The sequence below is a fragment of the Pseudomonas sp. MS646 genome, assembly GCF_036693845.1.
GTDB lineage: Bacteria > Pseudomonadota > Gammaproteobacteria > Pseudomonadales > Pseudomonadaceae > Aquipseudomonas > Aquipseudomonas chlororaphis_E.
On the sequence record NZ_CP144763.1, the window covers coordinates 142,897 to 166,983 of the forward strand.

General features: G+C 62.2%; 22 protein-coding genes and 1 tRNA gene. 18 read left to right on the forward strand and 5 right to left on the reverse strand.

The annotated features are described in order from the left end of the window. Positions 1 to 1,356 carry a poly-beta-1,6-N-acetyl-D-glucosamine synthase gene (pgaC, locus tag V3H56_RS00655; protein ID WP_042728965.1) on the forward strand — a complete coding sequence of 452 codons (1,356 nt, stop codon included), beginning with the start codon at positions 1 to 3 and terminating at the stop codon, positions 1,354 to 1,356. Continuing rightward, positions 1,353 to 1,859, forward strand: a complete 507-nt coding sequence (pgaD, locus tag V3H56_RS00660; protein ID WP_042728966.1) for a poly-beta-1,6-N-acetyl-D-glucosamine biosynthesis protein PgaD — start codon at positions 1,353 to 1,355, stop codon at positions 1,857 to 1,859. Before pgaC ends, pgaD begins: the two co-directional genes overlap by 4 nt. Positions 1,860 to 1,989: 130 nt before the next feature. On the opposite strand, the gene V3H56_RS00665 is transcribed toward pgaD, so the two are convergent. Further along, a complete protein-coding gene (locus V3H56_RS00665; RefSeq protein ID WP_338474095.1) occupies positions 1,990 to 3,522 on the reverse strand; it encodes an FAD-dependent oxidoreductase in 1,533 nt (510 codons plus the stop codon). 138 nt (positions 3,523 to 3,660) lie between these two features. Here V3H56_RS00665 and V3H56_RS00670 point away from each other — a divergent pair, with 138 nt between their 5' ends. The 3 genes from V3H56_RS00670 (at position 3,661) to V3H56_RS00680 (ending at position 5,867) form a co-directional block, all read left to right on the forward strand. Next, positions 3,661 to 4,221 carry a YbhB/YbcL family Raf kinase inhibitor-like protein gene (locus tag V3H56_RS00670; protein ID WP_053149050.1) on the forward strand — a complete coding sequence of 187 codons (561 nt, stop codon included), beginning with the start codon at positions 3,661 to 3,663 and terminating at the stop codon, positions 4,219 to 4,221. Positions 4,222 to 4,351: 130 nt separating this feature from the next. Continuing rightward, positions 4,352 to 4,519 carry a hypothetical protein gene (locus V3H56_RS00675; RefSeq protein WP_338474096.1) on the forward strand — a complete coding sequence of 56 codons (168 nt, stop codon included), beginning with the start codon at positions 4,352 to 4,354 and terminating at the stop codon, positions 4,517 to 4,519. 34 nt (positions 4,520 to 4,553) lie between these two features. Then, positions 4,554 to 5,867: an MFS transporter gene (locus tag V3H56_RS00680; protein WP_042728969.1), complete on the forward strand. Its 1,314-nt coding sequence runs from the start codon at positions 4,554 to 4,556 to the stop codon at positions 5,865 to 5,867. 35 nt (positions 5,868 to 5,902) lie between these two features. Here V3H56_RS00680 and V3H56_RS00685 read toward each other — a convergent pair whose 3' ends face one another. Then, entirely contained in the window at positions 5,903 to 6,781 is an 879-nt protein-coding gene (locus tag V3H56_RS00685) for a LysR family transcriptional regulator (protein ID WP_123579722.1), read from the reverse strand. Between the two features lie 107 nt (positions 6,782 to 6,888). Here V3H56_RS00685 and V3H56_RS00690 point away from each other — a divergent pair, with 107 nt between their 5' ends. The 7 genes from V3H56_RS00690 (at position 6,889) to V3H56_RS00720 (ending at position 13,118) form a co-directional block, all read left to right on the forward strand. Then, complete coding sequence (locus tag V3H56_RS00690) at positions 6,889 to 7,890, forward strand: zinc-dependent alcohol dehydrogenase family protein (protein ID WP_047736259.1); 1,002 nt, start codon at positions 6,889 to 6,891, stop codon at positions 7,888 to 7,890. Between the two features lie 175 nt (positions 7,891 to 8,065). Then, positions 8,066 to 8,647 carry a hypothetical protein gene (locus V3H56_RS00695; RefSeq protein WP_042728972.1) on the forward strand — a complete coding sequence of 194 codons (582 nt, stop codon included), beginning with the start codon at positions 8,066 to 8,068 and terminating at the stop codon, positions 8,645 to 8,647. A 139-nt stretch (positions 8,648 to 8,786) separates the two neighbouring features. After that, positions 8,787 to 10,457, forward strand: a complete 1,671-nt coding sequence (locus tag V3H56_RS00700; protein ID WP_047736258.1) for a VWA domain-containing protein — start codon at positions 8,787 to 8,789, stop codon at positions 10,455 to 10,457. Positions 10,458 to 10,561: 104 nt separating this feature from the next. Beyond that, a complete protein-coding gene (locus V3H56_RS00705; RefSeq protein ID WP_042728974.1) occupies positions 10,562 to 11,134 on the forward strand; it encodes an RNA polymerase sigma factor in 573 nt (190 codons plus the stop codon). Beyond that, the gene (locus V3H56_RS00710) at positions 11,131 to 11,745 is read left to right on the forward strand and encodes a hypothetical protein (protein WP_042728975.1); all 615 of its coding nucleotides are present in this window, start codon (positions 11,131 to 11,133) and stop codon (positions 11,743 to 11,745) included. Before V3H56_RS00705 ends, V3H56_RS00710 begins: the two co-directional genes overlap by 4 nt. Before the next feature lie 148 nt (positions 11,746 to 11,893). Continuing rightward, the gene (locus V3H56_RS00715; RefSeq protein WP_234407974.1) at positions 11,894 to 12,592 is read left to right on the forward strand and encodes a hypothetical protein; all 699 of its coding nucleotides are present in this window, start codon (positions 11,894 to 11,896) and stop codon (positions 12,590 to 12,592) included. 1 nt (position 12,593) lies between these two features. Next, the gene (locus V3H56_RS00720; RefSeq protein WP_123579726.1) at positions 12,594 to 13,118 is read left to right on the forward strand and encodes a PIN domain-containing protein; all 525 of its coding nucleotides are present in this window, start codon (positions 12,594 to 12,596) and stop codon (positions 13,116 to 13,118) included. Positions 13,119 to 13,214: 96 nt separating this feature from the next. Here V3H56_RS00720 and V3H56_RS00725 read toward each other — a convergent pair. Further along, a tRNA-Arg gene (locus V3H56_RS00725) sits at positions 13,215 to 13,291 on the reverse strand. 349 nt (positions 13,292 to 13,640) lie between these two features. Between V3H56_RS00725 and gabD the strand changes: the two genes are divergently transcribed. The 3 genes from gabD (at position 13,641) to V3H56_RS00740 (ending at position 17,876) form a co-directional block, all read left to right on the forward strand. Beyond that, positions 13,641 to 15,083: an NADP-dependent succinate-semialdehyde dehydrogenase gene (gabD, locus tag V3H56_RS00730; RefSeq protein WP_042731650.1), complete on the forward strand. Its 1,443-nt coding sequence runs from the start codon at positions 13,641 to 13,643 to the stop codon at positions 15,081 to 15,083. A 171-nt stretch (positions 15,084 to 15,254) separates the two neighbouring features. Continuing rightward, on the forward strand, positions 15,255 to 16,532 hold the full coding sequence (gabT, locus tag V3H56_RS00735) for a 4-aminobutyrate--2-oxoglutarate transaminase (RefSeq protein WP_042731651.1): 1,278 nt from the start codon (positions 15,255 to 15,257) through the stop codon (positions 16,530 to 16,532). A gap of 129 nt (positions 16,533 to 16,661) precedes the next feature. Next, complete coding sequence (locus tag V3H56_RS00740) at positions 16,662 to 17,876, forward strand: HDOD domain-containing protein (RefSeq protein ID WP_338474097.1); 1,215 nt, start codon at positions 16,662 to 16,664, stop codon at positions 17,874 to 17,876. A gap of 23 nt (positions 17,877 to 17,899) precedes the next feature. Here the strand turns inward: V3H56_RS00740 and V3H56_RS00745 are convergent, their stop codons facing one another. Further along, positions 17,900 to 18,889 (reverse strand): sensor domain-containing diguanylate cyclase, encoded by a 990-nt coding sequence (locus V3H56_RS00745; RefSeq protein ID WP_042731653.1) that lies wholly within the window; start codon positions 18,887 to 18,889, stop codon positions 17,900 to 17,902. 319 nt (positions 18,890 to 19,208) lie between these two features. After that, complete coding sequence (gene desA / locus V3H56_RS00750) at positions 19,209 to 20,393, reverse strand: delta-9 fatty acid desaturase DesA (RefSeq protein WP_042732576.1); 1,185 nt, start codon at positions 20,391 to 20,393, stop codon at positions 19,209 to 19,211. A 146-nt stretch (positions 20,394 to 20,539) separates the two neighbouring features. Here desA and dibA point away from each other — a divergent pair, with 146 nt between their 5' ends. From dibA to V3H56_RS00765, 3 genes are all read left to right on the forward strand, one after another. Further along, a complete protein-coding gene (gene dibA, locus V3H56_RS00755) occupies positions 20,540 to 22,447 on the forward strand; it encodes a phosphodiesterase DibA (RefSeq protein ID WP_047736257.1) in 1,908 nt (635 codons plus the stop codon). A gap of 239 nt (positions 22,448 to 22,686) precedes the next feature. Next, positions 22,687 to 22,869, forward strand: a complete 183-nt coding sequence (gene oscA / locus V3H56_RS00760; protein ID WP_042732574.1) for a sulfur starvation response protein OscA — start codon at positions 22,687 to 22,689, stop codon at positions 22,867 to 22,869. A 108-nt stretch (positions 22,870 to 22,977) separates the two neighbouring features. Next, positions 22,978 to 23,991 carry a sulfate ABC transporter substrate-binding protein gene (locus V3H56_RS00765; protein ID WP_042732573.1) on the forward strand — a complete coding sequence of 338 codons (1,014 nt, stop codon included), beginning with the start codon at positions 22,978 to 22,980 and terminating at the stop codon, positions 23,989 to 23,991. The last annotated feature ends 96 nt before the right edge of the window (positions 23,992 to 24,087 follow it).

Sequence of the window (24,087 nt, forward strand, 5' to 3'; positions counted from 1 at the left end):
ATGCTCGACAGACTGCTCGCCCTGCTGGTGCTGGCGATCGTCCTTGGGGTGCCCCTGGGCCTGATCTTCCTGGTCACCGGGCAATTCCTGATGGACTTCGTGTTCTTCTATCCGTTGTTTATGTCCGGGCTGTGGATCGCCGGCGGCCTGTATTTCTGGCTGCACTGGGAGCGTCACTGGCCCTGGCAGGACGACACCTTGCCGCCGCCCCTGGCCGGCGAGCCGCTGATCAGCATCCTGATCCCGTGCTTCAACGAAGGTGACAACGTCGCCGACACGATTCACGCTGCGCTGGGCCAGCATTATCCGAACATCGAAGTCATCGCCATCAATGACGGCTCGAAGGACAACACCGCCCAGATGCTCGACCAACTGGCCGCCGAGGACCCGCGCCTGCGCGTGCTGCACCTGGCGGAAAACCAGGGCAAGGCCGTGGCACTGCGCATGGGGGCCATCGCGGCGCGCAGTGAGTACCTGGTGTGCATCGACGGTGACGCGTTGCTGGCGCCCAACACCTGCGCCTACCTCGTGGCACCGATGTTGGAGAACGCCCGCCTTGGCGCGGTGACCGGCAACCCGCGTATCCGCACCCGCTCGACCTTGATCGGCCGGGTCCAGGTCGGTGAGTTCTCCTCGATCATCGGCTTGATCAAGCGCACCCAGCGGGTTTTCGGGCGGATCTTCACCGTCTCCGGCGTGATCGTCGCCTTCCGTCGCACGGCCCTGCACCGGGTCGGCTACTGGAGCCCGGACATGATCACCGAAGACATCGACATCAGTTGGAAGCTGCAACTGGACCACTGGAGCATCTTCTACGAACCCCGTGCGCTGTGCTGGATCCTCATGCCCGAAACCCTGCGCGGCCTGTGGCGGCAGCGCCTGCGCTGGGCCCAGGGTGGTGCCGAAGTGCTGTTCAAGAACATCCGTGGCATCTGGCAGTACCGGCACCGTTACCTGTGGCCGTTGCTGTTCGAATACTGCCTGTCCACCGGTTGGGCCTTCACGTTCCTGTTGTCGGTGATCTTCTGGGGCGTTGGCAAGTTCGTGGCGTTGCCGGCGGCCATTTCCGTCGATCACCTCATGCCGCCAGCCTTCACCGGGCTGCTGCTGGCGGTGGTGTGCCTGATGCAATTCGGAGTGAGCATCCTGATCGATCGTCGTTACGAAAAAGGCCTTTGGCACATCATGTTCTGGGTGGTCTGGTACCCGTTGGTGTTCTGGCTGATCAGCCTGTTCACGACCTTGGTGAGCTTTCCGAAAGTGCTGTTCGGCCAGCATCAGAAGCGGGCGCGCTGGGTCAGCCCGGACCGCGGTATCAAGCCGTTCGATGATCAGGAAGAGGAAGTGATCCGATGAAAATTATCAGGACCCGACAGCGACCTTTTCTGGTGCTCATCGATGCGTTCATTACCGTGCTGGCGTGGGTCGGGCTGTTGTACCTGCTGGTCAACGGGCTCTGGCCGCTGTTCGACAGCCACGCCGGCCCCCGCCTGGGCGGCTCGCTGGTCGATACCCTCGCGACCTTGCAGGTGTATGGCTGGATCGCACTGGTCAACGCGGTGCTGCTGATCGCCTGGGCGCGGTATCAGCAGCGCAAGAGCCGCAGTTTTGCCCAGCGGCGGCTGCCGGCGCCGGTGGTGGACGACCAAGGCCTGAGCGACAGCTTCAAGTTGACTGACGAACGCCTGGAAACGCTGCGCCAGCCGGGCTCGAAGATCATCCACAACAATCAGGACGGCGATATCAGCCACGTCGTGCCGCATTTCCACCTGCTCGGCCCTGACCTGCAACCACCGCCCCTGGCCCCGCCGGAACGGCCGCGGGTCATTCACCTGCCGGCGGACCAGTCAGTGCACTGATACACGCTACAAAACGGTGGGCGCGAGCTTGCTCGCGATGGGGACGGCTCATCGATATTGACGTCCGCTGACCCACCGCTATCGCGAGCAAGCTCGCTCCCACAGAGGATTAGGGTGGATGTGGGCAGGCCTACGACGAAAAATCCCGCACCAGTCGCCAGGCCTCGTCCACCGGCAACGGTTGTTTCATGCGTTGTGCCAATGCCGCCATGGCCCGGCCTTCGTCGCACGCCACGGCCGCGGCCACGAGGCCGTTCTTGCCCAACAGGGCGATGAAGGGGGGATGTTCCGGCGTGCCCTTGAATTCCACCTCGTCCCAGTGTTCGGCGTGGCCGAGGTAGTCATAGCGTTTGCCGAAGTGATAGGTCCAGAAGAACGGCACGTCCAGATAATGCTCGTCGCCACCGAGCATGTTCGCGGCAGCGATGCGCGCGTGCTGCTGGGCCAGCCGCCAGTGCTCGATGCGTTGGGGCTGACCGCTGAGGGGAAAGGTCGCGATATCACCGACGGCCCACAATCCGTCCGTCACCCGCATGCCCGCGTCAACGCTCAGTGACAGGTCCTGTTGCCGTGGCAGGTCGGCAAACGGTTCGGTAGCGGGGCGTACGCCGACACCGATGATCACCAGGTCGGCGGCCAGGCGCTGGCCGTTATCCAGCACCACGGCTTCGACCTTGTGCGCGCCCTCGATTCCGGCCGCTTCGCCGTCGGTGCGATACACCACGCCATTGGCCTGGTGCAGGGCGAGGATCGCCTTGCCGACGCTTTCGCCCAACTGTGCGGCAAAGGGCACCGGATGCCGGGCCAGGACGGTGACCTCCAATTCGCGTTTGCGCAGGGAGGAGGCGACCTCCATGGCAATGAAACTGTCGCCGATGATCACCGCCCGCTGCCCGGGTCGGACTGTGTCGAGAATCTGCCGGGCGTGGGCGATCGAGCGCAGCACGAACACCTGCGACAGATCGATGCCGGGCAGCGCGGGCGTCTTCGGCTCCCCGCCCGTGGCAATGAGCGCGGCATCGTAGTCCAGGCGCCGGCCGTCTGCGAGCTGGATCTGTCGGGCATGGGGGTCAAGATGGGTGACCTCGCCATGGAGCCGTTCGATGCGTTGCTGTGTGAAGTAAGTTTCATCGCGCAGCGGCACTGTCTCGTTGACGGCCATGTCGCCGGCCAACACGTACTTGCTCAGTACCGTGCGGTCGTAGCTGGCTTCGGCCTCTCGGTCGATCAACAGGATTCGGCCGCCAAATCCCTTCTCCCGCAACGCCGCCGCGCCTGCCGTGCCGGCTGCACCGGCGCCGATGATGACGAAGGTGCGAGGGTCGTCGGCGGGCGGAGTTTTATCGGCCGGCAGCGGTTGGTCGTCGACCCAGACATCGGCGCCGCGCACCTCGACGTGATAACGGGCCAGGCTGTCGAGGGCCGGCGGTTCGCACAGGGCGCCGTCTTCGAGGCGAAACGCCGCCTTGTGCCAAGGGCAGATCAGCCTTCCATGGCACACCGCACCTTTGGCCAGCGGTGCGCCGGCGTGCGGGCATTTGCCCTGGAAAGCCCGCACCTGATCGCCTGAGCGCAGCAGCAGGATGGATGTTTCACCGAGTTTGACTTCGAGGCCGCGGTCTTCGCGCACATCGGCGAAGCGGGCGACTTGATGCATAGGCATGGTCGTTCTCCGGCAGGCATTTGCCGTTGGAGTCTCAGGATCTGAACGAGGTTCAGCGTAATTGTCACTGCAACCGGATGGGCGCTGCGGCTATAGTTCGCAGGCCGTCCATGGCCTGATCCGCATAAGGTGCCCGGTATGACCCGATTGAACTCCCTGACTCCCTGGCTGGCGGCCGTCGCCCTGGTGCTGTGCGCACAAGGCGTTGCCCAGGCCGAAGAGCGCTTCACGCTCAACATCCCCGGTGTGTCGGACGACCGCCTCTTCACCGCCGCCGCGGCCAGTGACGCCAACAACTGTGGCGGAAAGAACATTTCCCCGGCCCTGAGCTGGAACGCCGGCCCGCCCGGTACCCTCAGCTATGCCATCGTCATGTTGGACCCGGACGGTCAACGTGGCCAGGGCGTCGACCATTGGGTCCATTACGGCATCAAGGCCTCCACGCGGCAGATTCCGGCCGGCGCCGGCACCAAGGCCACGCTGGAAGGCATGAGCGGCATCAACAGCAAGAACACCCGTGGCTACATCGGTCCGTGCCCACCCATTGGTGACAGCGCGCATCATTACCTGATCCAGCTCTTCGCCCTGGACTTGCCGCCGGATGCCTTGCCCACGGGCCTGACGCGCGCCCAGTTGATGGAAAAAATCAACGGCCATGTCCTGCGCAACAGCAGCGTCGTGCGGCGCTACCACCGCTGATCAGCCCGCACGAACCCTGTGGCGAGGGAGTTTACCGTGGGGCCAGAGCGGCCCCCGAACCTCAACATTGGCATCACGGGCCAAAAGCGAGCACTATCGAGGCCCTGTTCACTCATGCCGGAGGATGGCGATGACGCAGAAACCCGACGGCATCGCCTGCCTCAAGAACTGCCCTACCAAGGGCGATGAAATACGCCGGGCCATCGCCCAGAGCCGCAAGGACTTCCTGCCCGCCGATGAGGCCGACGAAGCCGAAGTGGCCGCGCCGGCCCAACCCGTGGACCCTCGCGACAGCTGAGCCGTCGCCCTTTCCCAACTGTTCAAATCTGCCCATGACTGCCAACACTCATTTACCAGGCGAGCGATTCAGCCGATCCGACTACAAGACCCTAGGCCTCGCTGCCCTGGGCGGGGCGCTGGAAATCTACGACTTCATCATTTTCGTGTTCTTCGCCCTGACCCTCAGCCAGTTGTTCTTTCCCCCGGAAATGCCCGATTGGCTGCGCTTGCTGCAAAGCTTCGGGATCTTTGCCACCGGCTACCTGGCCCGGCCCCTGGGCGGCATTCTCATGGCGCACTTCGCTGATCGGCTGGGGCGCAAGCGGGTGTTCAGCCTGAGCATCCTGATGATGGCCTTGCCCTGCCTGCTCATCGGGGTGATGCCGACCTACGCGCAAATCGGCTATTTCGCCCCGTTGCTATTGTTGGCGTTGCGCATCCTGCAGGGCGCCGCGGTGGGCGGCGAAGTTCCCAGCGCCTGGGTGTTCGTGGCCGAGCACGCGCCGCTGCATCATCGCGGCTACGCGCTGGGCTTCCTCCAGGCCGGGCTGACGTTCGGCTACTTGCTGGGCGCCCTGACGGCCACCGCGCTGGCGCGGATCTACACACCGCAGGAGATTCTCGATTACGCCTGGCGCCTGCCGTTCCTGCTGGGCGGCCTCTTTGGCGTGATCGGCGTCTGGCTGCGCCGCTGGCTGAGCGAAACGCCGATCTTCATGGCGTTGCAGGCCAATCGCGAAGGGTCGGCTGAACTGCCGTTGCGCACGGTCCTGCGTGAGCACCGCCAGGCCTTGCTGCCCGCTGTCATCCTGACCTGCGTGCTGACGTCCGCCGTGGTGGTATTCGTGGTCATCACCCCCACCGTGATGCAGAAAAGCTTCGGCCTGACCCCCGGCCACACCTTCGCCCTGAGCAGCCTGGGCATCGTCTTCCTGAACATCGGCTGCGTCCTGGCCGGGCTCATCGTCGACCGCATCGGTGCCTGGCGCACCGTCATGCTCTACAGCCTGTTGCTGCCCCTGGGCATCGCCGTGCTCTACGCCAGCCTGATCAGCGGCAGCGCCTGGCTGGGCCTGGCGTACGCCATCGCCGGCCTGGGCTGTGGCGTGGTCGGTGCGGTGCCTTCGGTGATGGTCAGTCTGTTCCCGGCGAACATCCGTGTGTCCGGTATTTCGTTCACCTACAACATCGCCTATGCGTTGTGGGCCAGCATGACGCCGTTGCTGCTGATTGCGCTGGTGCCGTGGAGCCCGTGGGTGTGCGTGGGGTATAGCGTGGTGATGGGGGCGGTGGGCGTCGCGGCGGCGATGTATTTCTCGCGCCGTCCCATGACGTCGGCGCAGCCCTCATTGGCCTGTGATGCCTAGTTTGCCCAGGTGCCTGCAGGTTGGGTGGCCGTCCTTCAAAGGCGTTCACGCAAGAAGTCCACGAAAGCCCGGGTGCGTGCCGAGCGGCGTCGATCCTGGCTGAAGACGGCATGGATGGGCAATGCCATTGGCAGATAATGGGTAAGCACGTTGGTCACGGTTCCCTGGCGAACGTCGGCGGCGAACAACCAGTGTGGCGAAAGCGAAAGCCCTAGCCCGGCAAGCACCATTTCCCGGATCGCTTCGCTGCTGTTGCTGGTGACGTTGCCCTTGATCGTCACGTGATGGGGCTCGCCAAGGTGGTCGAACTGCCAGACGTCATAATGCTCCAGCAGGGTAAACCCCAGACAGTTATGGCGGCTCAGGTCGGACGGTTCGAGTGGCGTGCCGTGCCGTTGCAGATAGGTAGGGGAGGCATACACCTGGCGCGTGCTCTCGCCGAGCTTCACGGCCACCAGCCCTTCGTGTTTGACCTGGCCGATACGAATGGCCACGTCGATATTTTCCTTCAGCACGTCCTCCTGTTGATCGCTCAGCCTCAGGTCGATCCGAACCTGTGGATGACGCGCCAGGAAGTCACCGATCAAAGGTGCAATGCATAACCGTCCGAAACTCACCGGCGCCGCCACGCGCAGCGGGCCGGCGATCTGCTCCTGTCCGCTGGCGAAACTGAGCCGGGCAGTGTCCAGGCTGGCGAGGATTTCCTTGCTTTGGGCATAGAAGCGCTGGCCTTGGTCGGTCAGCGCCAGATGGCGGGTGCTGCGAGCAAACAGCGCCCCACCCAGGTGTTTCTCCAATCCGCGGATCTGCTTGCTCACCGCCGGTTGACCCAGGTTCAGTTCTCTGGCGACGGCCGAGAACGAGCCGCGTTCCACCACCCGTACAAACACCCGCATTGCCTCGAACAGATCCATGGGATTTGGCCTTTATGAGGAATAAATCCTATCCATTATTGCTTACTTATCGGAATGTTTCGGCGCTCGCACTATAAACCTACCCACTCATTGGAGGTTTACCCGTCATGAACAACACCATGTCTGCTGCCATTGCCGAAGTTGCCCAGGCGCCGCTGGTCGTGCGCTCCATTCCCCGGCCTGCTCCAGGTAATGGACAGGTCCTGATCAAGGTTCAAGCTGTAGGGATAAATCCGTTGGACACCAAGATCGCGACAGGCGGTGGTGCCCATGCTCGTCAGCCGCTGCCGGCTGTATTGGGAATTGACCTGGCCGGGACGGTGCTGGAGCTGGGCGAGGGCGTGGATGACTTTGTTCCCGGCCAGGAGGTCTTCGGCATGGCGGGCGGTATCGGGGGTGCCCAGGGTGCCCTGGCCGAATACATTGTCGTCGATGCTCGCCTGATCGCCCCCAAACCCGCTTCACTGAGCATGCGGGAAGCAGCGGCACTGCCGCTGGTCTTCATCACGGCTTGGGAAGGGCTGGTGGATCGGGCCAACGTCCGGGCCGGCCAGCAAGTACTGATTCATGGTGGCGCGGGAGGTGTCGGTCAAATGGCTGTGCAGATTGCCAGGGCGCGAGGTGCGCAGGTGTATGCCACCGGTTCGATCGGCAGCCTGGATTTCATTCGCGAGCTGGGTGCGACGGCCATTGACTACCGATCCGAGAACACCGACAGCTACGTACGCCTGCACACCAATGGCGAAGGCTTCGACATCGTGTATGACACGGTCGGCGGCTCGACCCTGGACGCGTCGTTCAACGCGGTGAAGACCTACACCGGCCATGTCCTCAGTTGCCTGGGCTGGGGACAACATAGCCTGGCGCCATTGTCGTTTCGTGGCGCGAGCTATTCCGGCGTCTTCACCTTGATGCCCTTGCTGGCCGGCAAAGGCCGCGAGCACCATGGCCAGATTTTGCGGGAGGCGGCAAAGCTGGTTGAGGCCGGGAAGCTGCGGATCAAGGTCGATCCACGGCGGTTTGGCCTGGGCCAAGTCAATGACGCGTTTGCGCAAGTGGCCGAAGGGCGCGGGCAAGGGAAAACGGTGGTGGAAATCGACGCCGAATGATTGGCTCTCCCGTTACGGGTCATGTGCCAGGAAAAGCTCGATCCCTGACGACCGGGGCCCTGGCCTCTGGGGAGGAGCGTCTTGGCAACACAGTCCGGTAAACAGCTTGAGAAGCCCTCCAGACTCCGTAGAATCCGCCGCGTTTACAATCCACTCTTCAAGGACGAGTCCTGATATGCGTTTTCTCGCCACATTCCTGGCCCTCTGCTTCCTGGCGGGCTGTGCCTCCACGCCTGATTACTACATTTCTCCCGCGCCGGTCGCGATCCCCAAGACAGCCACCTACTGGATCGACACCTTCAACGTTGAAGTCGTCGGCAAGAATGAACGCTTCCTGCCTGACGAAACCGTTCGCGAGCAATTGAACAGCGATCTGGTCCTGCGCCTGCTCGATGCCAATCGCTATGCCTCCAGCCGGGAAACAGCGGACTATCTGCTGGACGTGAACACCGTTTACGCGCGCCGCATCCAGGACACCCAGGGCGGCTTCATGAACAAGATCGTTGCCGACGGTACGTACCTTGCCAGCGTTGATTTCAGCTATCAGGTCAAGGTGAAGAAGGACGGCGCCGAGGTGTTGCACTTTGCCCAGGCTCGTGAAGGACTGATGCCGGCCGGGGCGATGGGGCAAATGCAAAACATGAAGAGCATGCTGGGCGCGCTGACCAACAAGGGGAACTCCGATGTAGAGGGGTACTATACCGGCGTGTTGAGCCGCTTTATCGTCGATGATCTGCAAGCCATTCCGTCTCGCTAGCCGCGTCTTGCGCCTGGACATCCTGGGTGACCAGGCGCTGCTGTTTCACCCCACAAAAAATTTTGCCGTCCTTAACCCGAACCGAAAATCCTCCTCGTCTGAGCTTGTGAACGGATTATCCACTCACGAGGTTCTGCCCATGTCCCGTCCATTCCCCTTCCTGCGTCCTGCTGCCCAGGGCTTCGCCGTGACCTTATTGGTTTCGCTGGCCGGTTGTGGGTTGTCGTCACGGGAGAGCGCCGGCCCCATCTCGGCGGCCGACAAGCCCGAGCTGCAACGCGAGGCCGCCGCCGTGCAGCCCTCCGTGGCCAAGTACAGGATCGCGCCAGCCCCGATGCCTTCGCCGATGGTGGCGAGTGATGCCATGTCCCCGGACTACCGCAGCGAGCCGCGCGAACAGTATGAAAAACTGCCGGACAACCCGGTCCACAGCGTCGCCGAAACGCCGGTCTCGACCTTCAGCGTGGATGTCGACACCGGCAGCTACGCCAATGTGCGCCGTTTCCTCAACCAGGGCAGCCTGCCGCCGGAAGGGGCGGTGCGGCTGGAGGAAATGGTCAACTACTTTCCCTACACCTACGCGCTGCCCACCGATGGTTCGCCTTTTGGCGTGACCACCGAAGTGGCTCCGTCGCCGTGGAACCCGCACACCCGGCTGCTGCGCATTGGCATCAAGGCATCCGACCGCGCCGTGGCTGACCTGGCGCCGGCCAACCTGGTGTTCCTGGTGGACGTTTCCGGCTCCATGGACCGCCGCGAAGGCTTGCCGCTGGTCAAGAGCACGCTGAAGCTGCTGGTGGATCAACTGCGCGACCAGGACCGGGTGTCCCTGGTGGTGTATGCCGGCGAATCCCGAGTGGTGCTCAAGCCCACGTCGGGTCGTGAAAAGGCCACCCTCCGCAACGCCATCGACCAATTGAACGCCGGTGGTTCGACCGCCGGGGCGTCGGGCATCGAGCTGGCCTACCAGATGGCGCGGGAGAGCTTCATCGACAACGGCATCAATCGCATCCTGCTGGCCACTGACGGTGACTTCAACGTTGGCATCAGCGACTTCGACAGCCTCAAGCAAATGGCCGTGGACCAGCGCAAGAGCGGTATTTCCCTCACCACGCTGGGTTTCGGCGTGGACAACTACAACGAGCACCTGATGGAGCAACTGGCGGATGCGGGGGATGGTAACTACGCCTACATCGATAACCTGCTCGAAGCGCGCAAAGTGTTGGTGGACCAGCTCAGCTCGACCCTGACCGTGGTGGCCCGGGACGTGAAGTTGCAGGTGGAGTTCAACCCCGCCCAAGTCAGCGAGTACCGCTTGCTGGGCTATGAGAACCGGGCGCTCAAGCGTGAGGATTTCAACAACGACAAGGTCGATGCCGGCGAGATCGGTGCCGGGCATACGGTCACGGCGCTCTACGAAATCGTGCCCAAGGGCGAGAAGGGCTGGTTGGAACCGCTGCGCTATGCCAACCCGCAGGCAAAGAAGGAAGGCACGTCCGGGGAAATGGCGATGCTGCGTGTGCGCTACAAGCCCGCTGAAGGCGGCAGCAGCCGGCTGATCGAGCACCCGATCGCCAGCGCGCAGGCCGAAGACAAGGCCAGCGATGACCTGCGGTTCGCGGCGGCCGTGGCGGCGTTTGCGCAGCAGCTCAAGGGAGATGGGCGCTACACTGGGTCGATGAGTTTGAAGGACACCGCGCAACTGGCCCGTGCTGCCCGCGGTGACGACCCGTTCGGGTTGCGCGCCGAGTTCGTGCAACTGGTCGAGCTCGCCCAGAGCCTCAAGCCCGAGGTCAAGCGCGGCTCCTGAAGAGTCATGGTATCAACCTGTAGAAGCCGGGCTTGTCCGGCTTCTACAAAGGATCGGTGTTGTTTGCAGGATCGCATTTCAATTGGAAGGAGTCCGCCGCCCAAATGCCCACCCCGATCGACTCAGTCAGCGACGAATCGTTGCTGACCCGCTACCGCAACGGTGATGGCGCCAGTTTTGAGATCCTGTATGCGCGGCATCGGCAGGGGCTGTACCGTTTCCTCGTATCCTTGAGCAACAAGGCCGAACTGGCCGAGGAAGTGTTCCAGGACACCTGGCTCAGCCTGATTCGCAGCGCGACCCAGCCACAGGGCCGGGCGAGTTTTCGTACCTGGTTGTTCCAGATTGCCCGTAATCGGCTGATCGACCACTGGCGCAAGCATGGCGTTCATAATCCACTGCATGACAGCTACGACGAACAGCTTCACGTCCAACCCGACGACACCGCCAGCCCCGAGCGACAGTTGAGCCTGAGTCGCGACCAGGCGCGCCTGGAGGCCGCTTTGCAAGCCTTGCCCGAGGACCAGCGCGAGGTCTTCCTGCTGCGCCTGCATGGCGACCTTGAGTTGCCGCAGATCGCCGTTCTGACCGGCGTCCCGTTGGAAACGGTAAAGAGCCGTTTGCGTTACGCCCAGCAGAAGTTGCAGCGCCTGCTGGCCGAGGAGGTACCCGCATGATCGATTCCCGACAGACCCCGGATCCCGCCGACGAAGCGCTGATCGAGCATTTCCGCCAACACACCCGCGGCGAGCCGCCCGCGTCCCTGGACGCCTTCATCCTGGCCACCGCCCAGCGCGAAGCCCCCGCGCCCCGGCCTGGTTTGTGGAAGCGCTGGTGGCTGGCCTGCCAACGACCGCGCTGGCAGATGGCGTTCGCCACGGTGGCAGGTGTCGCGCTGATGATCGGCCTGGTGCTGCGCTCGCCGGTACCCCAGCAAGAACTGGCCGCGCCGGCCTCGCTGGATGAGTCCGCAAGCCAGGCACCCGTCGTGGCCGCAGCGCCCGCGAAGCCGGCCCCCGCGCCGATGGCCCGCATCGCCCCCCAGGCCGAAATGGCCCTGGCACCAGCGCCGGCGAGCCCTGTGCAATCGCTGGCGGACGAGCCCAAGGCTCGGATGAGCAAGTCCGCGGCCGTTGCCCTACCGTCCCTGGAGCAAGGCTTGCAGGAAATACTGCGCCTGCGTCAGGCAGGGGACACCAAGGCGGCGGATGAGAAGCTGCTGGCACTGCACAAGCGCTTCCCCAAGGAAGACTTGCCGGCCCGGCTGGAGGCGTTGCAAAAGCGTTGAGGGACAGGTCTCCCGAGAACGGGATCGCTTCACAGTCGGCAGAAAATGTGCACCGGCCATTATCGCCTGGTTGCCGGGCATGGGGTTACAAATGCAGACATAGCAGGATCAAATGAGCGGAACTATACTCACGATCATGAAAAAGCTGATGCTCGAACTCGACGGAACCGACCCAAGCAAGCTCTCGATGGCTCGCTTGACGGATTATCTGCGTGAGCTCGTTGAGCTCTTCGGCTCTCAAGATGATGTTCATTTTGACTCTATAACTGAAGGCTGTGTCTGTCTGAACACGTGGGTAAAGGATGAGAAATACCCTCACGTTTTGAACAGAGTACGTGAAGCTGCTCAGGGAATTGGGCCTAAGCGTGCAAGGAAGGCATACGCGCAGCTCTCCGCATTGATGGAGCAGGACCGAGTCGACGGGGTCTTGCAAGCAGCGGATGTGAGTATTCTCCAGTTCCCGAAAGCCAAGACATCCCCTCCTCCCATGGTCGTCATCAAGCAGGGTAGCGTTCAGGGACGTCTGTATATCGTAGGCGGGAAAGACGAGACGATTCCTGTCCGGCTTGAGGGCGCTGGTGGTGAAACTCTTCTTTGTGAAGCCGACACGGCGTTGGCTGAACAATTGGGCAAGTTGTTGTTCAAGCAAGTCCGAGTTCATGGAAAGGGCGAGTGGGAAAGTCGACCCCATGGTGGTTGGCGACTGCGGAAAATGTTTATTCAATCTTACGAAAAGCTTGAAAAAAGCTCTTTGCGTAGCGCGGTTACTCAGCTCAAGGATCTTGGTGGCATCACTTGGAGTGAGATGGACGACCCTCATGGGACGATCCAGAACTTAAGGGGATGAGGTGCGCATAGTTCTCGACACCAACGTTCTCGTCCAGGTCCTGGGGAATGCCAAGGATGGTATCGTCTTGGTTGACCCTCTCACCCGTCACCCTGTTGAAAGGGCGGAGGCGAGAGCTGATGCATTGATCGAACAAGTTGATGCCGAGGGCGGGACGGTACTGATACCAACACCTGCTTTGGCCGAGTATTTGGTCGGTATTGATAGGCTCTTCCATCAGAGTCATCTTGATGTCATCAACGGTTTCTCATGTTTTGAGATCGTGTCATTCGATCAGATTGCTGCGGTTGAATGTGCCCGTATGGTTGATGACAACGAGCTGAAAGTGCTTGATCCCGCAGCGACAAAAGCCAAGCTACGGTTTGACCGTCAAATCATTGCCATTGCTCTGGCAACCAACGCTGATGAAATCTGGACCCACGATGCAGGTCTTTATTCCAAGGCTCGACAGTGCGGTCTTCTTGCGAAGTCCTTAGGGGATATTGACCCTTCCCCTGAACAGCTTGAGGTTGATCTCGACCACTGAACCCATCGGATAAGCATGCACCACTGCGCTCCTTTGAATTGTTATGCCCACAAAAAAGCCCCACGTCTTGCGACGTGGGGCTTTTGATCATCTGTATGGTGCACCAGGCGGGATTCGAACCCACGACCCCTGCCTTCGGAGGGCAGTACTCTATCCAGCTGAGCTACTGGTGCAGCGCGGGCGCCATGATACTCATATGCTGGGCGGGCGTCCATGCTGCTGATTTGCCGTTGTTTTCCCAAGGCTGTTCGGGCGTCGGCTACGCTGATCAGAAAAAACGGGCAAATGGGGGTTTTTCGTTCTTTTTTTCGAACAGCCTATTGTCCTCTCCCCCTATCGGCCCTAGGATTCGTTTGAGATTTCAAACGCTCTTGTCTGGGTGCTGAACCGCACGTCTATGCTTATGTGCGTTATTTCTGTGCTTCAGCCCGGTGGATGATTTCCCTGACGGCAGCCCATAAGGCGCCTTTCTACAACTCTAATTCGCTCCGCGTGCGCGCGGTGCTGTTAAGGAAAGCCGACATGCAGCTTAAAGACACCCAGTTGTTCCGCCAGCAAGCCTTTATCGATGGCGCTTGGGTCGATGCGGACAATGGTCAGACGATCAAGGTCACCAACCCGGCAACGGGCGAAGTGCTGGGCACGGTGCCGAAAATGGGCGCTGCCGAAACCCGCCGCGCGATTGAAGCCGCCGACAAGGCGCTGCCGGCCTGGCGTGCGCTGACCGCCAAGGAGCGCGCCAACAAGCTGCGCCGCTGGTACGAATTGCTGATCGAAAACCAGGACGACCTGGGTCGCCTGATGACCCTGGAGCAGGGCAAGCCCCTGGCCGAAGCCAAGGGTGAGATCGTCTATGCCGCGTCCTTCATCGAGTGGTTCGCCGAAGAGGCCAAGCGCATCTACGGTGACGTGATTCCTGGCCACCAGCCCGACAAGCGCCTGATCGTGATCAAGCAGCCGATCGGCGTGACCGCGGCCATTACCCCGTGGAACTTCCCGGCGGCGATGATCACCCGCAAGGCCGGCCCAGCCCTGGCCGCCGGCTGCACCATGGTCATCAAACCGGCTTCGCAAACCCCGTTCTCGGCCCTGGCCCTGGTGGAGCTGGCGCACCGTGCCGGCATTCCGCAAGGCGTGCTGAGCGTGGTCACCGGCAGTGCCGGCGACATCGGCGGCGAGCTGACCAGCAACCCGATCGTGCGCAAACTGTCCTTTACCGGTTCGACCGAGATCGGTCGCCAGCTGATGGCCGAATGCGCCCAGGACATCAAGAAAGTGTCCCTGGAGCTGGGCGGCAACGCACCGTTCATCGTGTTCGACGACGCGGACCTGGATAAGGCCGTCGAGGGCGCGATCATTTCCAAGTACCGCAACAACGGCCAGACCTGCGTCTGCGCCAACCGCCTGTACATCCAGGATTCGGTGTACGACGCGTTCGCCGAGAAACTCAAGGCCGCGGTGGCCAAGCTCAAGATCGGCAACGGTCTGGAAGACGGCACCACCACCGGTCCGTTGATCGACGAGAAAGCCGTCGCCAAGGTCCAGGAGCACATCGCCGATGCTGTCGGCAAAGGCGCGACCGTACTGGCCGGTGGCAAGGCGATGGAAGGCAACTTCTTCGAGCCGACCATCCTGACCAACGTCCCGAAAACCGCTGCCGTGGCCAAGGAAGAGACCTTCGGCCCGCTGGCGCCGCTGTTCCGCTTCAAAGACGAAGCCGAAGTGATCGCGATGTCCAACGACACCGAGTTCGGCCTGGCCTCGTACTTCTATGCCCGTGACCTGGGCCGTGTGTTCCGCGTGGCCGAGGCCCTGGAATACGGCATGGTCGGCGTCAACACCGGGTTGATTTCCAACGAAGTCGCGCCGTTCGGCGGCATCAAGGCTTCGGGCCTGGGCCGTGAAGGCTCCAAGTACGGCATCGAGGATTACCTGGAAATCAAATACCTCTGCCTGGGTATCTGATCCTGCTGCAAGCGCAAAGGGCACGAGAGCGCTGTCCTTTGCGTGCTCCACCTGTTCTGTTTCTTGTGGCCGGAACGCTGCGGCAGTCGATCATCGCATGCTGTCGCAGTTGCCTCCCCGCCATGTATTCCTTGGACTACGCCGACCGATGAGCGGCGAATGAGGACTGTAATGAGCAAGACTAACGCTGACCTGATGGCCCGTCGTACCGCTGCCGTTCCACGTGGCGTCGGCCAGATCCACCCGATCTTCGCTGAATCGGCGAAGAACGCCACGGTAACCGACGTTGAAGGCCGTGAATTCATCGACTTCGCCGGCGGTATCGCCGTGCTCAACACCGGCCACGTGCACCCGAAAATCATCGCCGCCGTGACCGACCAGCTGAACAAGCTGACCCACACTTGCTTCCAGGTCCTGGCCTACGAGCCGTACGTGGAACTGTGCGAAAAAATCAACGCCAAGGTGCCCGGCGATTTCGCCAAGAAAACCCTGTTGGTGACCACCGGTTCCGAAGCGGTGGAGAACGCCGTGAAGATCGCCCGCGCCGCCACCGGCCGTGCCGGCGTGATCGCCTTCACCGGCGCTTACCACGGCCGCACCATGATGACCCTGGGCCTGACCGGCAAGGTTGTACCGTATTCGGCCGGCATGGGCCTGATGCCTGGCGGCATTTTCCGCGCGTTGTACCCGAACGAACTGCACGGCGTGAGCATCGACGACTCCATCGCCAGCATCGAGCGCATCTTCAAGAACGACGCCGAGCCGCGTGACATCGCTGCGATCATCATCGAGCCGGTGCAGGGCGAGGGTGGTTTCTATGTCGCGCCGAAGGAATTCATGAAGCGCCTGCGCGCCCTGTGCGACCAGCACGGCATCCTGCTGATCGCTGACGAAGTGCAGACCGGCGCCGGCCGTACCGGCACCTTCTTCGCCATGGAGCAGATGGGCGTTGCGGCTGACCTGACCACGTTCGCCAAGTCCATTGCCGGCGGCTTCCCACTGGCCGGCGTTTGCGGCAAGGCCGAGTACATGGACGCCATCGCCCCGGGCGGCCTGGGCGGTACCTATGCCGGTAGCCCGATCGCCTGTGCGGCGGCGCTGGCGGTGATGCAAGTGTTCGAAGAAGAACACCTGCTGGACCGCTGCAAGGCCGTGGGCGAGCGCCTGGTGACTAGCCTCAAGGCAATGCAGAAGAAATACCCGGTCATCGGTGAAGTGCGTGCACTGGGGGCCATGATCGCTGTGGAGCTGTTCGAGGACGGCGATTCCCACAAGCCGAACGCCGCCGCTGTGGCCCAGGTCGTGGCCAAGGCCCGGGACAAGGGCTTGATCCTGTTGTCCTGCGGCACCTACGGCAACGTCCTGCGGGTGCTGGTGCCGCTGACCTCGCCGGATGAGCAACTGGACAAAGGCCTGGCAATCATCGAAGAGTGCTTGCGCGAACTCTGATTGTGGCTTGATTCACAAAAAACCCGCTTCGGCGGGTTTTTTCATGCCCGCTAAACGGTGTGGCCGCTTTTGAGCTGTCTGGAACGGCCGTCATTGGCTAAGGTGAAAGTATGGCAAGGGAGATGCGCAATGACTGCTGTGGTGTTACCCGCTGTACCGCGAGTGTTGATTGCCGAGGCTGATCCAGCCTCCCGGGAGTTGTTGGAGGAGGTGTTGTCACACGTGCGCTGTGACGCCCAGGTGGACAGCTGTAGCGATGGCCGTGAGGCGTTGGAGCTGCTGGGGCGCAATCCTTACGACTTGGTGGTAGCCGACTGGGAGTTGCCGGGCGTCGATGGCCTGAGCCTCTTGCGCGGCCTTCGTCAGCAACCCCGTACGCCCGTGCTGCCGTTCATCCTGATGAGTCGGCGCAATGACAGCGCCAGTGTGCGTGAGGTCTTGCCGCTGGCACCGACGGCCTACCTGAGCAAACCCCTGAACCGGGAAAACCTGATCCAGCGTTTGCAGGGATTGCTGCTGGGCGGCCCTGAAGCGGCGGACGCCGCGCCCACCCTGGAACCGGGCCTGACCCTGGCTGCCTTTCTCGAGCGTCGCCGGGACCAGTCCCAAGGCGCGCCATTGATGACCGACGTGCAAGTGGCGGTCAAGCGCAGCCTCAACCCCAAGGGGTTGGACCTGAAACTGCTGGAAGAAGAGATCCGCACGGATCCGCAGATCACCGCCGCGCTGATCGCGGCGGCCAACAGCGCGGCCCAGCATCAGAGTGGCGGCCCGGTGCAGACCGTGGCCCAGGCGCTGCACCAGCTGGGCAGCGGCCCGAGCATGAACCTGATCCTCGGCTTGACCCTCAAGCGTTGCGCCCGGCTTAGCGTTCCCGGCCTGGCGCATTACGCCGAGCGCTACTGGCAATTGTCGCTGTACACGGCCGAATACGCCCGGACGATCGCGCGATTGCTGGATTTGGAGCAGGAGCGCTGCTATTGCGCCGGGCTCTTGCATCGCTTGGGTGACCTGGCGGTGCTGCGTTGCCTGGAGGAATGGAAGCAGGCTGGCGGCGAGTTGGACGAGCCGGAGGAAGTGGGGGATTGCCTGGAACGGTTCGGTGCCGGCTTTGGCTCGGCGCTGCGGACCCGTTGGCGCCTGCCGCTGGAATTGCGCGAGTTGATCGCAGCGGTCTACGGATTGGGAGGCGGGGTGTATTCGCGCGAGGCGCTGGTGATGAACATGGCCGCGCAAATGGCCCGCCTGCCCGCGCACGAAGGGCTTGAGGAACTGGCACGGGGGCGCACGGCGCGTTTGCTGAAGGTCGGTTTGCCGGAGCTGACGTGCTTGCGCAAAAAGTAGCCCGCCGGCTCGCTCCCACAGGGTCAGGCGGCGATGATGCGGTTCTTGCCCTGGTGCTTGGCTTCGTACATGGCGGCGTCGGCGCGGGCGAACAGGCTGTCGAGGCTCTGGTCTTCGGCCGTGATGCTGGTCAGGCCCTGGCTGACGGTGATGCCGAAGCTCTGCTCGCCGCTGCGGAACGTCAGGCGCTGGATTTCCCGTTGCAACCGCTCGGCCACCTGCAACGCCATGTCCGGGGCGCAGCCGGGAAACACAGCGGCGAACTCTTCTCCGCCGATCCGGCCGAACAGATCGCCACGGCGCAGCACGGAACGACCGCTCTCGGCGATTCGCTGCAGCACCGTGTCGCCTTCCTGGTGGCCGTAGGTATCGTTGATCACCTTGAAGTCATCGATATCCAGTAGCAGGAACGCCATGGGGATTCCCTGGAGCCGGGCCTGCTCGAACTCGCGGTGGGCACATTCGAAGAAGTGCCGGCGATTGCTGCTCTGGGTCAGCACATCGGTGGTCGCCAGGCGCTGCAGCTCACTTTCCAGCAACTTCTTTTCAGTGATGTCTTCGGCGATGCCGACCACGATCACCGGTTGCCCCGGTTCGGCCTGGCGACTGATGAAGCATTTGTCGCTCAACCAGCGAATTTGGCCATCGCCGGCGATGATCCGGTATTCGCGGTCCTCGACGGCGCCCTTGACCAGCACTTCGGCCAGGCTTCGCTCGGCGTATTCCAGGTCGTCGGGATAGATCGCGTCGCGCCATTCGTTGAAATCGGCCAGGACCAGGCCGGCTGGGCGGCCGAAGATCCGTTCGTAGGCGGGGCTGACGTACAGCACTTGCCGGGTTTCCCAATTGAACGCCCAAAGCACGGCATTGACGCTGACCAACAGCGAACTGAACAACTGCTCACGTTCGCTCAAGCGCGCCACTTCACCCTGGGCGTGCATCAGCGCCATGAGCGTCTGGGCCGCCTCGGGCCAGTGAGGTAGGGATGAATCCTGTAGGTTCTTGTCGACCATCGGCACAAATCTCAAAGAGCGTGCACTGCTGAAGGTTCGCACGCGCTTTCTCCAAAGCCCGCCTGGATGGCGAAGTGCTCTTTGAGATAGGGGATTGTGGTCGAAGTTCCTTTTCAGGCGACGAAGGGCGGGGTGTCGGGGCCAAATCTGTGGCGAGGGGATTTATCCCCGCTGGGCTGCGGAGCAGCCCCGAATCTCGACTGCGGTGCATCTGGCTCACCGAGTTGATTTCGTGGGGTCGCTTCGCAACCCAGCGGGGATAAATCCCCTCGCCACAACAAGCTCCTTGCTACTTCAGCAAGCGCTTGCGGTTTGAATGTCAGGCCGTGGCAGGCCGCAGCGAATAGGTCTTGAGCTGGTCGGCAAAGTCGCGCAGGGACTGGATGCCGCTGGCCTCGGCTTCGTGGACCCAATCCTTGATGGCGGCGAGCATGTCGTGCCCGTTGCTGCTGGTCTTGATCCAGATCTGTTGCAGGGCCAAGCGTTTCTCGTAGATCACCTTCAACGCCTGGCTGTGTTCGAGCATGTTCTGGATGCGCAGGTGATGGCGGTCGTCCAGCAGGCTGGTTTCCCGCGACAGCAGGCGCTTGGCCCGGTGGAACTGGTGGCGCACGGAATAATCGACCTTTTCCAGCTCCTGCTTGACCAGCGGCGCGATGACCAGGCGACGGTACTGCGCCATGATCTGGAAGCGGTTATTGAGGATCGCCATGGCCGTGTCCATGTCCAGGTGGCCCTTGCCCTCGACCCGGTGGGCGATCGGCGCGACACGCTGGACCTTGGCCAGGCGCAGGAAACTGAAGACCTGGATCCAGGCCCAGCCCAGGTCGAACTCCCATTTGCGAACCGACAGCTTGGCCGAGTTGGGGTAGGTGTGGTGGTTGTTGTGCAGCTCTTCGCCGCCGATCAGGATGCCCCAGGGCACCAGGTTGGTCGCCGCGTCGCGGCATTCGAAGTTGCGGTAGCCCACGGCGTGGCCCAGGCCATTGACCACGCCGGCGGCCCAGACCGGAATCCACATCATCTGGATGGCCCAGATGGTGATGCCGATAGTGCCGAACAGCAGCAGGTCGATGACGCCCATGATCGCCACACCCAGCAGCGGGAAGCGGCTGTAGAGATTGCGCTCGATCCAGTCGTCCGGGCAGTTCTTGCCGTAGATGCGCAGGGTTTCCGGGTTCTCGGCTTCGGCGCGGTACAGCTCGGCGCCCTTGCGCAGCACGGTGGACAAGCCCTTGATGACCGGACTGTGGGGGTCATCGACGGTTTCGCACTTGGCGTGGTGCTTGCGGTGGATGGCGGTCCACTCGCGGGTGTTCTGGGCCGTGGTCAGCCACAGCCAGAAACGGAAGAAATGCTTGAGGCCGGCGTTCAGCTCCAGGGAGCGATGCGCCGAATAACGGTGCAGGTAGACCGTGACGGCAATGATCGTGACATGGGTCATCAGCAGGGTGACTGCCACCAGCGACCAGGCTGACAAGCCAAGAAAACCTTCGTACCACATAGGCTGTAGGGCCCTCGATAAAGATAGAAGCAGCCGTTGCATTATCACCGGCCCCACGGATAAAACCAGTCGGCCTTTCAGATAAGAGTGGCAGGATGTTTCTTCCTCTATAATTCCCGCCTCTCTGTAGGGACATGGACGACCGAATGACTGCCCATCAACGCGGTGCCTTGCGTACGGCGCTGCTTTATCTCCTGTTTTCAGTCATCTGGTTGCAGCTCGTTGGTTATTTATTGAGCAGTTTCTTCGATAAATTCGTCGACAAGCAGCACTGGCTCCTGATCAACGGTTACGCCTGGGTACTGGTCAGCGCCGGGCTGATCTTCCTGGCGCGGGTGCGCATTGCGCGCTGTTTTGCAAAGACCGGGCAAAGCGCCGACCGCGAGCGCCTGCGCCAGGCCGCGGCGGTCTTCGACTGCACTCGCGAAGGGGTGCTGGTGACGGACCGTAACGGCCTGATCGTGCACGTGAACCGCGCCTTCATGGCGATCACCGGTTACGAGGAGGACGAGGTCCTGGGCCAGCGTCCCAATCTGTTCAAGTCCGGCCGCCATGGTGCGGATTTCTACCGCGCCATGTTCACCGCCCTGGCAGAGGTGGGCGAATGGAGTGGCGAGATCTGGAATCGGCGCAAAAGCGGCGAGATCTACCCGCAATGGCAGACGATCCGCGTGATTCGCGACGATGACGCCAAGGTCAGCCATTACGTCGCGGTGTTTTCGGACATCAGTGCGATCAAGGATTCCGAACACGAACTGGCGCACCTGGCCCATCACGACCCGCTGACCGGCTTGCCCAACCGCCTGCTGTTTTCCGATCGCACGGAACAGGCCCTGGCCTCGGCGCAACTTCACAAGCGCGGCTGCGCCCTGTTGCTGGTGGACCTGGATCATTTCAAGAACATCAACGACAGCCTGGGCCACAACGTCGGCGATGAGTTGCTCAAGCGCGTGGCCGAACGGTTTCGCGGGCTGTTCGCGCCGGGCGTGACCCTGGCTCGGTTGGGCGGTGACGAGTTCGCGGTCCTGGTGGAAAACTGCTCGCAACCCGGCCAGGCGGCGGTATTGGCGCGCCGGATCCTCGACGCCTTGAAAGAGCCGCTGCGGTTCGACGACCACGCCTTGTTCATCAATGCGAGCGTGGGCATCAGCCTGTTTCCCGGCGACGCCCGCAGCGCCGGGCAATTGCTGCGCAACGCTGATTCGGCGCTGTTCAAGGCCAAGAGCGCCGGGCGTGATGGCTACGCCCTGTACACCGAAGAGCTCACGGCCCACGCCCAGCAGCGGGTCGAAATCGCTTTCGAACTGCGCCGCGCCCTTGAGCAGCAAGAGTTGCGCGTCTATTACCAGCCGGTACACGACCTGGCGAGCAGCCGTCTGGTCGGGGTCGAGGCACTGGTGCGTTGGCAGCACCCCTCCCGTGGGCTGGTCTCGCCTGCCGAGTTCATTCCCATCGCCGAGCGTACCGGGTTGATCGCCCGGATCGATGCCTGGGTCATGGACCAGGCCTGTCGGCAGATGTGCCGCTGGCAACAGGCCGGCGTGGCGCTGGAGTTTGTCGCGGTCAACGTTTCGAGCCGGCTGTTCGCTCATCGCGAGCTGTACGACGAAGTCGCCCGGGTGTTGCATGACACGGGGCTGGACCCGGCTTGCCTGGAGCTTGAGGTGACCGAAAGTGCGGTGATGGAAGACCCGGAGGTGGCACTGGAGCAGATGTATCGCCTGCGGGAATTGGGTGTGCGGCTGGCCATCGATGATTTCGGCACCGGCTATTCGTCGCTGCTGCGCCTCAAGCGCCTGCCGGTGCAGAAGCTCAAGATCGACCAGGGTTTTGTCGCCGGGCTGCCGTGGGACGAGGACGACGTGGCGATCGTCCGCGTCATCGTGGCCCTGGCCCGCAGCATGGGCATGCAGGTGCACGCCGAGGGCATCGAGCAGCGCGAGCAGGCGGCTTTCCTGCTCGAACAGGCCTGCGAGCTGGGGCAGGGCTACTGGTTTGGACGGCCGGTGCCGGCGCCGCAACTGGACTGGGCGCACGCCCCTGCAATCACCTGATGGTAAACCGTCGTGGAAATGAGCCTGCTCGCGATGGGGCTACCCTGATGAAAAGCCGGCTGCGCGGCGGTTTTCGCGAGCAGGCTCGCCTCGACGAAGACCAGCACCGGTCGAATGTTATTTTGGTTATATAAAAATTCTTAAATAGTCTTTTTAAGAATATCTGGCTTTATCTAGTATTGCTCCCACGCCGCAAGCAGTGCCGCCCACTGCCAGGCATTCATTCAAGGAGCAGCAGCATGAGCGCATCCCTACGTAGCGTTGACGGCCAGGACGAAGCAACCATCTTGCGTGAAATCCAGAGCGCCTTGCGCGATCTGCGTTTCGGCGCGGTGGAAATCACCGTGCACAACGCCCAGGTGGTCCAGATCGAGCGAAAGGAAAAATTCCGCTTGCAGCAGCCGAGCCATAAACCGGGCTGAAGAACCGTTGGGGCTGTGGGAGCAAGCCTTGCTCCCACAGGGCGGGGATTTTTCAGGGCCGTTTGATTCTTGAAGCCATAAGAAACCAGAATTCCAGGAGCTTTCACCATGTCGTCGATTCGCCGTTATGCCTTGGCCGCCCTGGCCAGTGCTGTTTTTGCAGGTTCCGCGGTTGCCAAGGATTACGAACTGCTCAACGTGTCCTACGACCCGACCCGCGAGCTGTATCAGGACTACAACGCCGAATTCACGAATTTCTGGAAGCAGTCGCACCCAGGCGACAGTGTGAAGATCCAGCAGTCCCATGGCGGCTCGGGCAAGCAGGGCCGGGCGGTGATCGACGGCCTGCGTGCCGACGTGGTGACCCTGGCGTTGGCCGGTGACATCGATGAAATCGCCAAATTGGGTAAAACCTTGCCGGTGGATTGGCAGAAGCGCCTGCCGGACGCCAGCACCCCCTACACCTCGACCATCGTGTTCCTGGTGCGCAAGGGCAACCCCAAGGGCATCAAGGATTGGGGCGATTTGATCAAGGACGACGTGTCGGTCATCACGCCGAACCCGAAGACGTCCGGCGGTGCTCGCTGGAACTTCCTGGCCGCCTGGGCCTATGGCCTGAAAGCCAACGGCGGTGACGAAGCCAAGGCCAAGGCGTATGTGCAAACGCTGTTCAAGCACGTGCCGATCCTCGACACCGGTGCCCGTGGCTCGACCATTACGTTCGTCAACAACGGTCAGGGCGACGTGTTGCTGGCCTGGGAAAACGAGGCGTTCCTGGCGCTGAAGGAAGACGGTGGCGCCGACAAGTTCGACATCGTCGTGCCGTCGCTGTCGATCCTGGCCGAACCGCCGGTGGCGGTGGTGGACAAGAATGCCGAGAAGAAGGGCAACGCCGAGATCGCCGAAGCCTACCTCAAGCACCTGTACAGCCCGGCTGGACAGGAAATTGCCGCGAAGAACTTCTACCGTCCGCGTGACAAGGACGTGGCCGCCAAGTACGCCCAGCAGTTCCCGAAACTGGAGCTGGTGACCATCGACAAGGACTTCGGCGGCTGGAAAAGCGCCCAGCCGAAATTCTTCAACGATGGCGGCGTGTTCGACCAGATCTATCAGGCGCAGTAAGCTGCTCCGATTCAAGTCGTAATTTTGATTCATCGTGGCAAGGGTGCTTGCTGTGGCGAGGGAGCTTGCTCCCGCTGGACCGGGCTGGCGCACCAG

Excerpts from the sequence above, each read along its gene's own strand:
- pgaC (WP_042728965.1), top strand. The coding sequence starts at position 1 with ATGCTCGACAGACTGCTCGCCCTGCTGGTGCTGGCGATCGTCCTTGGG.
- pgaD (WP_042728966.1), top strand. The coding sequence starts at position 1,353 with ATGAAAATTATCAGGACCCGACAGCGACCTTTTCTGGTGCTCATCGAT.
- V3H56_RS00665 (WP_338474095.1), bottom strand. The coding sequence starts at position 3,522 with ATGCCTATGCATCAAGTCGCCCGCTTCGCCGATGTGCGCGAAGACCGC.
- V3H56_RS00670 (WP_053149050.1), top strand. The coding sequence starts at position 3,661 with ATGACCCGATTGAACTCCCTGACTCCCTGGCTGGCGGCCGTCGCCCTG.
- V3H56_RS00675 (WP_338474096.1), top strand. The coding sequence starts at position 4,352 with ATGACGCAGAAACCCGACGGCATCGCCTGCCTCAAGAACTGCCCTACC.
- V3H56_RS00680 (WP_042728969.1), top strand. The coding sequence starts at position 4,554 with ATGACTGCCAACACTCATTTACCAGGCGAGCGATTCAGCCGATCCGAC.
- V3H56_RS00685 (WP_123579722.1), bottom strand. The coding sequence starts at position 6,781 with ATGGATCTGTTCGAGGCAATGCGGGTGTTTGTACGGGTGGTGGAACGC.
- V3H56_RS00690 (WP_047736259.1), top strand. The coding sequence starts at position 6,889 with ATGAACAACACCATGTCTGCTGCCATTGCCGAAGTTGCCCAGGCGCCG.
- V3H56_RS00695 (WP_042728972.1), top strand. The coding sequence starts at position 8,066 with ATGCGTTTTCTCGCCACATTCCTGGCCCTCTGCTTCCTGGCGGGCTGT.
- V3H56_RS00700 (WP_047736258.1), top strand. The coding sequence starts at position 8,787 with ATGTCCCGTCCATTCCCCTTCCTGCGTCCTGCTGCCCAGGGCTTCGCC.
- V3H56_RS00705 (WP_042728974.1), top strand. The coding sequence starts at position 10,562 with ATGCCCACCCCGATCGACTCAGTCAGCGACGAATCGTTGCTGACCCGC.
- V3H56_RS00710 (WP_042728975.1), top strand. The coding sequence starts at position 11,131 with ATGATCGATTCCCGACAGACCCCGGATCCCGCCGACGAAGCGCTGATC.
- V3H56_RS00715 (WP_234407974.1), top strand. The coding sequence starts at position 11,894 with ATGCTCGAACTCGACGGAACCGACCCAAGCAAGCTCTCGATGGCTCGC.
- gabD (WP_042731650.1), top strand. The coding sequence starts at position 13,641 with ATGCAGCTTAAAGACACCCAGTTGTTCCGCCAGCAAGCCTTTATCGAT.
- gabT (WP_042731651.1), top strand. The coding sequence starts at position 15,255 with ATGAGCAAGACTAACGCTGACCTGATGGCCCGTCGTACCGCTGCCGTT.
- V3H56_RS00740 (WP_338474097.1), top strand. The coding sequence starts at position 16,662 with ATGACTGCTGTGGTGTTACCCGCTGTACCGCGAGTGTTGATTGCCGAG.
- V3H56_RS00745 (WP_042731653.1), bottom strand. The coding sequence starts at position 18,889 with ATGGTCGACAAGAACCTACAGGATTCATCCCTACCTCACTGGCCCGAG.
- desA (WP_042732576.1), bottom strand. The coding sequence starts at position 20,393 with ATGTGGTACGAAGGTTTTCTTGGCTTGTCAGCCTGGTCGCTGGTGGCA.
- dibA (WP_047736257.1), top strand. The coding sequence starts at position 20,540 with ATGACTGCCCATCAACGCGGTGCCTTGCGTACGGCGCTGCTTTATCTC.
- oscA (WP_042732574.1), top strand. The coding sequence starts at position 22,687 with ATGAGCGCATCCCTACGTAGCGTTGACGGCCAGGACGAAGCAACCATC.
- V3H56_RS00765 (WP_042732573.1), top strand. The coding sequence starts at position 22,978 with ATGTCGTCGATTCGCCGTTATGCCTTGGCCGCCCTGGCCAGTGCTGTT.